12 protein-coding genes are annotated in these 12,718 nt (G+C 32.1%); 2 read left to right on the top strand and 10 right to left on the bottom strand.

The features are described 5' to 3' along the window. Positions 1 to 184 (bottom strand): hypothetical protein (locus tag WCG23_02435; protein ID MEI8388723.1); only part of this gene is annotated, 184 nt, incomplete at its 3' end. Between the two features lie 265 nt (positions 185 to 449). Between WCG23_02435 and WCG23_02430 the strand changes: the two genes are divergently transcribed. Beyond that, positions 450 to 1,637, top strand: coding sequence for an LL-diaminopimelate aminotransferase (locus WCG23_02430; protein MEI8388722.1), 1,188 nt, complete (start codon positions 450 to 452; stop codon positions 1,635 to 1,637). Between the two features lie 108 nt (positions 1,638 to 1,745). Further along, positions 1,746 to 2,996 carry a hypothetical protein gene (locus WCG23_02425; GenBank protein MEI8388721.1) on the top strand — a complete coding sequence of 417 codons (1,251 nt, stop codon included), beginning with the start codon at positions 1,746 to 1,748 and terminating at the stop codon, positions 2,994 to 2,996. 189 nt (positions 2,997 to 3,185) lie between these two features. Here the strand turns inward: WCG23_02425 and WCG23_02420 are convergent, their stop codons facing one another. The 9 genes from WCG23_02420 to WCG23_02380 all read right to left on the bottom strand — a co-directional run bounded on the left by WCG23_02420 (position 3,186) and on the right by WCG23_02380 (position 12,540). Beyond that, on the bottom strand, positions 3,186 to 4,892 hold the full coding sequence (locus WCG23_02420; GenBank protein ID MEI8388720.1) for a secretin N-terminal domain-containing protein: 1,707 nt from the start codon (positions 4,890 to 4,892) through the stop codon (positions 3,186 to 3,188). Positions 4,893 to 4,910: 18 nt separating this feature from the next. Further along, on the bottom strand, positions 4,911 to 5,663 hold the full coding sequence (locus WCG23_02415; GenBank protein MEI8388719.1) for a hypothetical protein: 753 nt from the start codon (positions 5,661 to 5,663) through the stop codon (positions 4,911 to 4,913). A gap of 38 nt (positions 5,664 to 5,701) precedes the next feature. Further along, positions 5,702 to 6,364, bottom strand: a complete 663-nt coding sequence (locus tag WCG23_02410; protein MEI8388718.1) for a hypothetical protein — start codon at positions 6,362 to 6,364, stop codon at positions 5,702 to 5,704. Between the two features lie 13 nt (positions 6,365 to 6,377). Then, positions 6,378 to 7,046: a hypothetical protein gene (locus WCG23_02405; GenBank protein ID MEI8388717.1), complete on the bottom strand. Its 669-nt coding sequence runs from the start codon at positions 7,044 to 7,046 to the stop codon at positions 6,378 to 6,380. Between the two features lie 70 nt (positions 7,047 to 7,116). Next, positions 7,117 to 8,214 (bottom strand): type IV pilus assembly protein PilM, encoded by a 1,098-nt coding sequence (gene pilM, locus WCG23_02400; protein MEI8388716.1) that lies wholly within the window; start codon positions 8,212 to 8,214, stop codon positions 7,117 to 7,119. A gap of 251 nt (positions 8,215 to 8,465) precedes the next feature. Then, the gene (locus WCG23_02395) at positions 8,466 to 9,122 is read right to left on the bottom strand and encodes a response regulator transcription factor (protein ID MEI8388715.1); all 657 of its coding nucleotides are present in this window, start codon (positions 9,120 to 9,122) and stop codon (positions 8,466 to 8,468) included. 65 nt (positions 9,123 to 9,187) lie between these two features. Next, positions 9,188 to 10,999, bottom strand: coding sequence for a HAMP domain-containing sensor histidine kinase (locus tag WCG23_02390; GenBank protein ID MEI8388714.1), 1,812 nt, complete (start codon positions 10,997 to 10,999; stop codon positions 9,188 to 9,190). 33 nt (positions 11,000 to 11,032) lie between these two features. Then, positions 11,033 to 11,683, bottom strand: a complete 651-nt coding sequence (locus WCG23_02385) for a sigma-70 family RNA polymerase sigma factor (protein ID MEI8388713.1) — start codon at positions 11,681 to 11,683, stop codon at positions 11,033 to 11,035. A gap of 140 nt (positions 11,684 to 11,823) precedes the next feature. Then, entirely contained in the window at positions 11,824 to 12,540 is a 717-nt protein-coding gene (locus WCG23_02380) for a SprT family zinc-dependent metalloprotease (GenBank protein MEI8388712.1), read from the bottom strand. Between the last annotated feature and the right edge of the window lie 178 nt (positions 12,541 to 12,718).

Below are 12,718 nucleotides of genomic sequence, written 5' to 3'. Positions count from 1 at the left end.
CTAGAATCACCTCCTTTTCTAAAACTATTTTTCCCATTTCTACAATATTATTTAAAAATACTGTTCCATTTATTCCAAGTTCTTTTTTGGGGATTGCTACCATGCCAAAAGCCGGTTTTTGTTTTTGCTGATTTGCTCTTTGATAATTGTAAGTTGGAACTGAAGTTCTAAAATTTACTGTCATTTTAATTTTTCCTTTCTTTGTGAATATTTTATTTATAGCTTGCTATTTACTTAAAAACCCTCAAGAAAAAAAGTGACATCGAGAGTGCGGAAAAAATTTGTGTTTTCATCAAAAGACCCTCCACTAAACAAAAACCGTATTTTACATTTCTTAATACTCAATTTTTGAAAATTCATAAAACAAAAATACCTCTAAAAAGACATGAATATTTTTTTGTGCTAATTTATTGATAAGATAAAAGCTTATAAGAGAATGAGGATTGAATATGAACCCGTCAGAAAGATTAGACAGAATTCCTCCATATATTTTTGCGGAAATTGACAAAAAAATTGATGAAGCAAAAGCAAAAGGATACGATATTATAAGTCTCGGGATTGGCGATCCTGATACTCCCACTTTCCCTCACATTGTTAAAGCAATGCATGAATCTATTGACGATGCTTCGACTCATAATTATCCGCCTTATCAGGGAACAAAAGACTTCAGAAAAGCTTGCGCTGACTGGATGAAAAAAAGATATAATGCAAATTTGGATGCTGAAACAGAAATTCTTGCCCTTATCGGCTCAAAAGAAGGCATTGCTCATGTGTTTTTAGCATTTATTGATCCGGGAGATTATACGCTTGTTCCTGATCCTGCATATCCTGTTTACAGAAATGCCACTTATCTTGCAGGAGGAACTCCTTATTTCATGCCGATAAACCCTGAAAATAATTATCTTCCCGATTTAGACAAAATTCCTGAAGAAATTGCAAAAAAAGCAAAATTAATATTTTTAAACTACCCGAACAATCCTACAGGTGCTGTTGCAAATCTTGAATATTTTAAAAAGGTTCTTGAATTTGCCAAAAAATATAATATTTTAATTTGTCATGATCAGGCTTACTGTGAAATGACTTATGACGGATATGTTGCTCCGAGTTTCTTTGAACTTGAAGGGGCAAAAGATTATTGTCTTGAATTTTTCTCGCACAGCAAAACATATAATATGACAGGCTGGAGAATCGGTTGGGTTGCAGGCGGGGCAAAACTTATGAAATCACTTTCTGTAATAAAAAACAATATAGACAGCGGTGCCTTCAAAGCTATTCAAAATGCCGGAATTGTTGCTCTTGAAACACCACAGTCAGAAATTAACAAACTCAACGAAATCTACAAAAGACGCCGTGACATTATGGTTAACGGATTAAGAGAACTCGGATGGCAAATAGAAGATCTTAAAGCAACTTTTTATATGTGGCTGCCTGTTCCTCAGGGCATGACTTCTGTTGAATTTGTTGAAATTATGCTTGAAAAAGCTCATCTTGTTGTTCCTCCGGGAACAGGCTACGGCGATAAGGGCGAAGGATTCTTCAGAATAGCTCTCACCGTTGAAGAAGACAAATTAAAAGAAGCGCTCCAAAGAATGCAAAAAGCAGGAATTACATACAACATGACAAAAGAAGCGGTTTAGCCGCTTTTTTTGTTAATTTCTGTAAAATACTAGACAGTTAAGTAGCAATTTTTTTTATTTACATGTTTTAAAAAGATGTAAGTTGTAATTTTTGAAAATAAATATTTAATGACACAACCTTTAATATCAGCAAATTATAAAGCTTCATACCAGAATTCTCTAGCAAATAATGCCGATAGAAAAAAGCAAAATAGAGAAGGCTTTGTTGTGCCTGAAATAAAAGAAAATAATGCTGCTGATAACTTTCAAAAGAAAGATAAAAAAACAAATTGGGGATATATATCAGGTGTTGTTTCAACTGTAGCGCAGTTGGCAGCAGGCTTATTAATGATTCCTGCAGCACTTATGGAAAGAAAAACAAATAATTTAACAGAATCAAAAATTAAAAAATTATCTGAAAATCTTTCTGAAAAAAAGAAAAAAGAAGAAATAGAGAAAATAATAGGCGAATTTGGTGAAAGCAGTATAGAACGATTAGGGAAATGGCTGACTGAAAAAGGTAAATATAAAACATTTGCAAAAAAATTACTTGAAAACGGACAAAATATACATATAAAAGGCAAAAATGCCAACAAGCTTGGATGGATTTCACTCGGGTTTAGTTATCTTGTAAGCATTCCATCTATAGTGGGCGCAAGTTTTTCCGTTAAACAACCCAGCATGCTTTTAGGAAGCATCTTATGGGCGGCCGCAACCCCGTTTATGATGATGGAAAAATATGAAGGTTCATCCAGACTAAAAGGCTTTTTACTGCTTGGATATGCTTTTAATTATATCGGACTTGCAAATAAAATAAAAAATGATGAGGCACTCAAAACAAGCGGCAAAACACTCGAATATGATATAAAAGGAAGTAAAGACAGTTTGTCGAAAAAAATCTCCCAAATAGTTAAATTCAGCTTAAAAGATCATCTTTCTTTGCCAGAATCTGTTAAAAATGCATGTGTTCAGACAAAAGAATATGTTTTGAGGCAACGAAAAGAAGTTCCTGATTTTATGTCTTTAAGTCCAACTTCTGACAACAGAAAAATTACCAGTATTCTCTTATATGCAGGCGGAATTCCTCTAATGATTTTCGGGAAGAAAAACAAAATAGTAGAAAAAGCTGCAAACCTGATGATAGGTTCAGGTTTATTTCTCGATGCAATCGGCATGCTTGCCATCGGAAGAAAAGAAAAAGGAGGAACAAAAGCCCTACTGCTGGGAGGAGTTCCTTTAAGAACCGTAGGTGATTTTGCGCAGACGAACAAACTTATGTATGGCGTCAGAACTCTAGGCGGAGCTTCTTTTGAGTATTATTTTGCAGCTTTAAATAAAAAAGAAGAAGCTGAAAAAACAAAAACCGATTCAAAAGTTTAATACTTAAATAATCACTGTCGCCAATTAATTTATTTTTACAAATTGTCATTCTGAGGGTTTTAACCCGAAGAATCTGTCCAGTAAGCATTTTTAGCTAAAATCATAAATTGGACAGATCCTTCGCTTTGCTCAGGATGACATTCTCAAAAATCAATATTTGCAACAATTTTAGCTAATTGGCGACTCGAGTTAAATAGCTGTTGCGATTGGTTCATCCACTATTTTTGGCGTGATTAATATTATAAGTTCGGTTTTATTATGAATATATTCTTTGTTTTGGAACAACTTGCCTACACCGAGTAAGTCGCCTAATAATGGTATTTTTCCGATTATTTCAGAGTTGTTTTCTTTTGTAAGACCTGCAATTGCAAGAGTTTCTCCTGATTTTACCCTTACATTCTGAAGAATTACTTCTCTTGTAGATACAGGTGTTATTTTTACTGCTGCTCCACCGTTCAGAAAATCACCAACAGTTATTTCAGGCAACGGATCTGTTATTGAAGGTCTAATTTTCATTGTTATGTAGTCATCATCTCCTATTTTAGGCAAAATATTTAAAACTATGCCGACATCGGCTATTTCAGTATTATAAGTTGTAGATGTCTGTGTAATAGTAGTTGTAACTTTACTTACTACCTGATCAGTAATTTTAATCAATGATTCACTGCCGTCAAGTGCAAGAATTTGAGGGTTTGCGAGGAGTTTTGCTTTTTTATTCGTAATAAGAGTATTTAATTTTGCTGCAAAATTATTATTTAGAGAACTAAGTGTATTTAAGGTAACACCTGACTGGTTCGCCAGAGAAGAGAAACCATAACCGGGAAATTCGCCCGTAACGCTGTTAAATCCGCCGCTAAGGCTTCCGCCTTCTGTGTTATAAAGAACTCCAATATTGCTTGTATCATCTTTTTTTAGTTCTATAAGTGAAACTTCTATTGAAACCTGTCTTAAGGCTTTGTCCAGTGTTTTTATAGCTTCTTCAGCCATCAAAATATCTTCTTTTAGACCTGCAACCAGAATAGAGTTTGTTCTTGTATCAGGAATAACAATAGCTCCGCCGTCATTGTTGTTTATTTGAATAGGCTGTGTTGAAACTTTTGGCTGCTGAATCTGTATTGTGCTTGCAAGTTTGCCTGCATCCCCAAAATTTGCTCCGGGAATAATTTCTTCAACTTTTCCTTTAATTATTTTAGAATCTGCAAGGCTGCTTTGTCCTGTTGAAGACCCTGTTTGTGCTTGCTGCTCAGAAGAAGCTGTTTGTCCTGCACCTGAAGCAATTTCTGCCATGGCAGTACCGCCCGTTTTTTCCGAGACTTTATATCCTTTATTAAAGATGCTTGCTTCCAGAATTTGAGCTATCTCAACAGGGTTTGAATTGTTGAGTTTGAAAGTTTTTATAAATCTTCTGTTTAAGCCTTTTTTTGCCATTACAGGTCTTGAAGCGACAAAAATAGTGTTATTTGAAAGTCTTGCTTCCAGTTCCTGACTTGTTAAAATTACCTGCATAGCTTGATTAAGTGAGATTTTTTTAAGTTCTGCGCTGATATTTCCCATCACGCTCTGGTCTATAACTATATTTTTATGTCCTTCCCCGGCAATAATTCTTAAAATAGAAGCCACATCAACATCTTTAAGAGTCATATCAATTGTTAAATTTTCAGAAAAAAATCTAATATCTGATTCAAGATTTATTAAACCATTATCTTTATTAAACAGGGAAAGCTTTACTGTATCAGTAGTCATGTCTTTTCGAGCAAGTCCGTTAATAGTGTTATCATTAATTTCGTTTAAGGATTTAATATTCTCCGAAAAAGCAGGCGTATTAATCAATAATAGAGCCAGTAATAATGCAGTAAAGCAGGGAAACAGATTTTTTGTGGCATTGAGCAGCTTCATAAGATACCTCTTTTATGTTTAATCATGAAAATTTTTAACAAGTTGGATATTCCCGTTATCTTCATCAGTAAGACTTTTAATGGTTTTTGTGACGGGTTTTCCGTTTATTTCAAATTTTGCGGTAAGCAATGACGGATTTACGGCTAATACTTTAACATTGCTGATTTTATCATTTGCGTTTAAAGCTTCGACAACTCCGTCTATTTCGGCTATAACCTTATCTCCGATAAAACCTTTTACTATGATTAAATCTTCCGGTTTTGGAGCAGGAGGACTGGCTAATCCGGAAGGAGAAAGAGGATTAAAGCCTTGTAAAGAAGGAAGAGTTCCTATATTGCCTGCTGTTGGAACGGGGGGAAGCTTGCCTGCAAAAGCAGGATTTTCTCCTTGAACAGTTGAAGAAGGTAGAAACTTGCTTTCACTGTAAGAAAAAGGATCATGTTTTCCTGAGGATTTTCCCGCAAGGCTTAAAAGGGCTGATTTGTCCGTGGGTTTGAATTTTATTTTTGGTGTTATTTCACTCTCTGAAACTTCTGATTTTGTTTCAGCTTTTTGTATTTTATTAAGTTTAATTTGTACATTTCTTTTTTCTTTATTTAAAGCAACTCCTTGCTGCCCTGTTATTGCAAGTTTTGTTCCGGAAAAGTTATTTATTCCGTTATAGTAATAGCATGTCCCCCCGAAAAGCAGCATCGCTATCAGGATTATAAATATTTTTTTGACTTTTTCTTCTTTTAATTCGATTTCTTGAACTTCTTTTTCCTGTTTCATAGTAGAAGTGTCCTTATTTCGTTTTCAAAAATTTAAACTCATTCAGGATTCGCTAAATTTTTTTCTGATTTAAAGGTTGAGCCTTCTATGGTAAGTTCGATTTTGGGATTTGGATTTGTTTCATCATTTTTGGAAATTTGTGCCGAAACCCCGTTTATAATAAATTTTCTTTGATAATTTTCAAGACAGCTTACAAAATTTATTATCCTGTTATAGTTGCCCAGAGTTTTTATTTCAAAAGGTTTTTCATAAATTGTTAAAGGATAGACAGGTCGTTCTTCTTTTTTTTGTCTTCTTTTTCCGCTTCTTTTTTTAGAAATTTTATCTTTATTCTCATTGGGATTTGTTATTTCAAACTCTTTTTCCTGTTTAGAATCAAGAGATATTATTATTGTTGATGTATTAATAGAAAATTTGCCTAAATCTACAAGAAAAAATTCATCTTCAAATTCAGAAGGCACTTGTACATCAAAGTCTGCGACCTGATTATTAAGTTCTTCCGTTTCTTTAAGCAGTTTTTTGTTGTTATTTAGCTGTTCAATGCTTGCCTGAGTTTCTTTGCAAAGATTTTTTGTTTCAATAAATTTATTTCTCAGATCGTTATAATTTCCGATCGCAGGAAATAATATCTGTGTTATAAAATACAGAGTCAACGCCGCAGGTATTAAGGTTATAAGTATGGTTTTTTTTGAATTTTTCATGACTTTTGCCTTTTCATTTTTTCGTAATGGCAGCGCTATTATTTATAGAAGTTTTTATCTGAAATTCATAAGTTCTTGTTTTGTCATTAAACTCAAGTTTTGAAATTTTAGCGTTTGACAGCAATGAGTTTTGGCTTTCATTCAGGTTAAATATAAATAATGAAATTGCAGTTAGGGGCTGTAGTTTTTTATTAGCGGGAATTATGCCGGAGATCTCCAATTTAAGAGGAGCATCCTGTTGTCTTGACTGTCTTAATGTTCCTTCTTTTTCAATTTTGAGAACAATTATATCTTTTGGAATCTTATCGGCTATTTCTCTTAGAACAGCACTCCAGGGGAAAAATGAGTTGTTTAACTGTTTCTTGATAACAATTTTAAATTCCGTTATTTCTTTTTCTTTTTTTAAATTTTTTCTGAAAGCTGAAAGCAGGGTTTCCTGTTCTTGTAATGTGTTTAAATTTTCATTTAGTTTTATAAGCTTTCTATCAAGGGCTGATGTCATTTGTTTAACAAGAAGCCACCCTCCCATACTGGCTGCAAATACTACAAGTACGCTAATAATCATAATATAGGCAAGAAGCTGGTTTCTTGTATCAAAAGAATTTCTTTTTTTTGATTCTTTAATATTTTGTTTTGAAGTTTTTCCTGAGTCGCCTATCAGATTTATTTTGATGGTTTTCAACGTTCAAATTCCTTTTATTTAAGGTAAGTGACTCGAGTTGCTAATTTTTTTGTTATTTCGAATAAAAAAACTAAGAAGGATAAAGCGCTAAACCGATACTTGGACAAAGGGCAGGAATATTTGTCGAAGAAATTAAATTTTCTGAAATTTCAAGATTATGAGAAATATTATTAAGAGAATCACACAATTCTGTTTGAATTTTTAATTTGTTTGTTATGTATTTATCAATATTTTTAATACAAACTCCGCTTCCTCCAAGGATTATTTTCTCTATTTTGTTTTTTGGCAGCCCTTCTTGCGAGGCGGGAGCATAAAATTCAACTGCTTTCTGGATTTCAGAGGCAATATTGCTGTAAATCGCCCTTGTTGCATTTGAAGATTTATTTAACTCAAGATTATCGCTTGTTTCCATTCCTGGAAGAATTAAACCAAAAGCAGGGAGCCTTTTTTCGATTTCTTCCTTATTTATTTCAAAGCTTTTTGTCAGAGCTTCAATTATATTTTTTTTGCCTATCATTGTATTGTGTGAAAAAACAGGCATACCGTTTTTTATAATGTTTATATCAGTACTTTCATAGCCTATTAATACTGATATATAAGTTAAATCAGGGTTGTTTATCATTTCTGCGTTTGCAAGCGTTCTTATCATTGCAAAAGAAGAAACATCTATTGCTGCTACTTCAAGATCGGCTTTTGCAAGACAATCAACAATATTTTTTGCAATTGTTTTTGAAAGTGAGCAAAGAATCACATCAATTTTATTTTCTTTTAAGGTCTGTTCAATAATTTGAAAATCAACATTTATTTCGTTAATTGTAAGAGGAATATGCTTTGAAGCTTCTTGCGGTGCGATTATTTTTAATTCTTCCATCGGCAAATTGGGAAGAGTGATAGTTTTTATGAACATATTACTGCTTGAAATACAGACATTAACTGTTTTTATATCAAAATGGTTTTCCTCAAGTATTTTTTTCAGACTTTCTGCAAAAATCTCGGGCTTGATAATTATTCCGTTTTTAAGAATTTCTTCATTGAATTTTTTACAGAAAAATTTTTCTAAAACATAATTATTTTTTTCCAGAGAAAGAGACACAAGAGTAAAACCTTCCGGTGTAATTTCAATACCGGCATGAATTTTTGAAGTTTTTTTTAATAAATTAAATATCATCTCCAACACTCATAAGTTATTCTTAACTGTCCACTTCTTCATAATACACATGTTTTTTTAAAAAATTAAGTATCCGAAAATAAAAAACATTATTCCGAAAATCAGAAAAAGGCTTTTTTTATTGATATATCTGATTATTAAGAATTTAATTATTGTCTTTACATTTTTAATATTTCGAAACATACTTCTGAAAATCAGAAATTAATCAAAAAACACAATACTTTGGTTGCTGCCATTTTTGATTTTTATTCTTAAATCAATTCTCTTTTAACAGCTTTCATTGCAGCTTGCGTGCGGTCTTCAACTTCAAGTTTCTGGAAGATATTTTTAATATGAGTTTTTACAGTGTTTAAGCTTATAAAAAGATTGTCGGATATTTCCTGATTGCTGCATCCTTTTGCAATGAGATTGAGAACTTCAAGTTCTCTTTCCGTTAAATTTGAAATAGTGTCATTTTTTAAGAATTTACCGGCTTTATCTGCAAGTTTGGCAAGGACTATTTTTGCAATTCCGCGATCAAGCCATGAAGATCCTTCATGGGTACTTTTTATAACTGTTATAAGAGTTTCAGGAGCAGCATCTTTCATGCAATATGAATTTGCACCTGCTGAAAATGCCTCCAGAACATCTTGTTCAGATTCATGAGAGGTGAACATAATTATTTTTGTACCCGGATTTATTTTTTTTATTTCTTTTGTTGCTCTAATACCATCCATTAATGGCATTCCTATATCCATTAAAATCACATCAGGATTAAGTTTTTGGGTTACTTCAATCGCAATTTGACCATCGTTTGCTTCTCCGACAATTTCAATATCATCAAATTGCCTAAGAGTTGTTTTTAACCCGACTATAGTGAGTTTTGAGTCATCAACTATCAAAACTTTTATACGTTTTTTTTCATTCATTTTTTATTCCTTAATTTATTAGAGATATTTTCGGATTAAATCCCTAAAAATGACCATTCTTGTTGTTAAGCTGTTTGAATTGGCAAAGTGAGTTTAAAAACACTTCCTCCTTTTTCAGAGCTTTCTGCCCATATATTCCCGTTATGCTGAATAATTACCTGATAAGAATAGTATAAGCCCAAGCCTGCTCCTGCCGGTTTTCTGCCTTTGCTCAAAGAAAACCTCTGAAATAATAAAGGCATATCCTCTCGGGCAATACCTATTCCATTATCTTCTATGCTTAAAATAATGCTGTTAGACAAAGTTAGTGTTCTTGTAAGTGTAGTATATGATTCTGTTTCTATTTTGGGTGCGAATACGGTTTTTTCTTTTATAAAATCGATATTACAGTTAATAAAACCCCTGTTAATACCATTATTAATGGCATTACTTATTAGATTGTGAAGTACTCTTTTAATTTCGCGTTTATCCGCTTTTATTAAAATTGTTTCCTGACGGCTGTTTATATTTATTTGAATTTTTTTATCATCAGCCAGAGATTTTATTTGATTTATTGAATCTTTCAAAAGCTCTATCATATCAAATTCTGACTCAAACAATTTTACATTTCCGCTGTCATACCTGTAAACTTCAAGCAAAGTTCCTATCATTTCAAGAGAAGAATTATTGGTGCTTTTTATAAGTTCGAGGACTTCTTTCTGCTCCTGTGTAATTTCGCCGTAAGCTCCTTTTAACATATATGTAACGGTTTGATTTTCGGCAAGCATCGGGACTTTTAGGTCATGAGTGAGAGTCGCAACAAAATTATCTCTCAAGTGTTCCTGTTTTTTAAGATTTGAAGACATCTGATTAAAGGTTTTAGAGAGCTGAGCCATTTCATCATTACCTTTGATTATAACTTCATGTTCAAGATCTCCAAGAGCAATTGATTCTGCTGCATCAACAAGTGTAAGTATGGGATTTGTAATTGTCCTCGCAAACCAGCCGGCAATTGACATCGCCACCAAAAGGCTTATTACGGCAATAATCCCTATTGATTTTATGTTTCTGTTACCTGAAGTTATAAGTTCGCTTGACGGAATTCCGAGATAAATATTACCGATTTCTTCATTGAAATAATTTAATATAGGAATAATTGTATTGATTTCAAGCGGATTTTGAAGATGAATACCGTTAAAATAATCTCCCTGTAATAATTCCGAAGAAGGTTTAAAAACAATGTTGTTTGAATTAAGAATTAAAGCCTTATCGTCTTTTAATTTGTAAAAAGCAACTGTTGCATCGGTAAAACTTCTCATATCCTGAAGAATAGAAATTTTATTAACAGATTGTCCCAGCATTAAAACGGACGAGATCTTATTAACTCCGCTAAAGATAGGTGTTGCAACTATTTTATAAATATTATTATTTATACTTTCTGAGGATAAAACCGTTTCTCCCGTAAAAGCAATATCAACAACTTTATTAACAGAAGATATAATATCTTTTTTGTTTATTTCTCCTGCTTTTGCCAAAAAATTGTTGTTTTTTGATAGGATTACACAAAAACTCAGATCATAATTTTTTTGCAGTTCTTCTAATATTTCTTTTTTTGAAGACTTTTCATTAATAATTCTTTCAATGCTGTTTTGAGCTAAAAACTTAAGCCTGTTATTTTCATCCTGATATTGTTGCTCAAAAATCATTTTATTTAATGCTACCTGATTATCCGAATTCTCTTTATTGTTTTGATTAATTATATCGGTTGAAAAATTTCCTATAACCATAAGAGGTATTGTGATTACAAAGAGAACCAGCATTAAAAGTTTTGTTGTGATTGTATCTATGGATTTTAAGAAACTTTTTGTTTTTTTTCTAAAAAATTTTATAGACTGCATAGTTTATTTCTTCAATCTTTTCATTAATAAATTTTATATAAGTTCATCATTTTTAAGTTTAAGTTTTATTCGGTCAAGTCCCGTTTGAATAATTCTTGTAATTCTTGATGATGTTACATTTAATTCTATTGCAATATCTTTAACCTTTTTATTTTTATAAAACCTCATTTCAAGTACCAGTTTTTCTCTTGGAGGTAGGGCTTTCATTGCTTCTTTAATAGCTTTGCTCATTTCCAAAAATTCTATTCTCTGGTCGGGAGTAAGCTCAGAGTCTTCTATTTGAACAGGATTACTCGCTTCTGCAAGTTCTTCTATAGAAAAAATTGTTTCGTATATTGTTTCTCTGATATTATTTTCGTTTACTTCTTCATTTTCTTCATCTTCGTCATCAAAATCTTTTGATAAATATTTGCAAGAATACCATTTATAACGTTTTCTAAATTCGTTTCTTATTGCCCATTTAATTGCCGTAGACAAATAAGCATCCGTATGTTTAACTGCAGGCTGAGAAGACAAAATAATATATACGGCGGTTGCGCCTATATTTATTAATTCAGAGCAATCTATAATATGTGCAGACAAAGACAATCTTGAATATTCAATACGTGCTACAGTTTTTATAAGATCTGTATAATCATTCACGGTTTTCGCAAAGGAAGAGTTAGAATTATCAGGAATTTGCATATTTTCATTATTACCGGAATTAAATGGCACAGGATAATTGGCAATTAAAATTTATTTTATCATTTAAATAAGAATAGACAAGATTTTTAGAAACTGTCCTGTTAAAATCAAAACAGCCTTGTCAAAGGAGCCTTTAAATCCTATAGATTTATAGAATGATTTTTAAGTTCTTTATTAAGTTCCTTTGCTTCCGGAACAAAAGAACTTAATAAACTCCAGAAGTTTTTGCCATGATTTTTTTCTTTTGTATGCGCCAATTCATGCAAAATAACATAATCAATAAGTTTTTCGGGCAACCGCATAAGATGAAGATTCAGGTTAATGTTATTTTTAGAAGAGCAGCTTCCCCATCGGGATTTCAAATTTTTAATAAAAACTTTTTTATAGCTCAAATTATATTTTTGAGAAAGTTCTTTGACTTTTTCAGGGAGATAATTTTTAGCCTCAAGCCGTAAAGTTTCTATTATAGCAAGTGCTATTAATTTTTGAACGGGCGAAGTTTTTATATCACAACCGACAGGACAATAAAATTCCAGAAGACCGTCTTTTATTTTGTATTTGAAGGAATCTAAAGCATGCCTTTTTATATTTAAAGTATGCTCTCTGGTTTTAAACTCGCTATTTTCATCAAAAACAGTGTTTTTGTTTTCCAGCTGCTTTATTTTTTCAAAATTTTCTTTAAGCCAGAGTATTTTTGAGTGTAAAAAATCTTCCGCAGTTTGAAATGGCACTCTTGCCGGAACTGTAATTCTTGGTGGTCTGTTTGGTTTAAGGATAATTCTTAAATTTTTGGCATTTTTGATTTTGTAAAAATGAACAAATCCTATATCTTTTATTTCAAGAATTTTTTTTGTCATTTTAATTTATATAGCTCCATGAAAATTTAAAAAGGGGATACTTTTCTGATATAATTTTGTTTAATTCAAATTATTAATTAACTCCAATTGCCAATTAATTTTTTTATTGTCATGTTGAGCAAAGCGAAACATCTGTCCCTTTTGGGTTTTAAGCTTAAATACTTTTTTGGACAGATTC

Source organism: bacterium (genome assembly GCA_037147175.1).
Lineage (GTDB): Bacteria > Cyanobacteriota > Vampirovibrionia > Gastranaerophilales > UBA9971 > UBA9971.
Note: the sequence above shows the minus strand (reverse complement) of the source record. Positions and strands in the feature narration are given on the sequence as shown.

Bases quoted from the DNA above. Each gene is read 5' to 3' on its own strand.
- WCG23_02430 (MEI8388722.1), top strand. From the start codon at position 450: ATGAACCCGTCAGAAAGATTAGACAGAATTCCTCCATATATTTTTGCG.
- WCG23_02425 (MEI8388721.1), top strand. From the start codon at position 1,746: ATGACACAACCTTTAATATCAGCAAATTATAAAGCTTCATACCAGAAT.
- WCG23_02420 (MEI8388720.1), bottom strand. From the start codon at position 4,892: ATGAAGCTGCTCAATGCCACAAAAAATCTGTTTCCCTGCTTTACTGCA.
- WCG23_02415 (MEI8388719.1), bottom strand. From the start codon at position 5,663: ATGAAACAGGAAAAAGAAGTTCAAGAAATCGAATTAAAAGAAGAAAAA.
- WCG23_02410 (MEI8388718.1), bottom strand. From the start codon at position 6,364: ATGAAAAATTCAAAAAAAACCATACTTATAACCTTAATACCTGCGGCG.
- pilM (MEI8388716.1), bottom strand. From the start codon at position 8,214: ATGATATTTAATTTATTAAAAAAAACTTCAAAAATTCATGCCGGTATT.
- WCG23_02395 (MEI8388715.1), bottom strand. From the start codon at position 9,122: ATGAATGAAAAAAAACGTATAAAAGTTTTGATAGTTGATGACTCAAAA.
- WCG23_02390 (MEI8388714.1), bottom strand. From the start codon at position 10,999: ATGCAGTCTATAAAATTTTTTAGAAAAAAAACAAAAAGTTTCTTAAAA.
- WCG23_02385 (MEI8388713.1), bottom strand. From the start codon at position 11,683: ATGCAAATTCCTGATAATTCTAACTCTTCCTTTGCGAAAACCGTGAAT.
- WCG23_02380 (MEI8388712.1), bottom strand. From the start codon at position 12,540: ATGACAAAAAAAATTCTTGAAATAAAAGATATAGGATTTGTTCATTTT.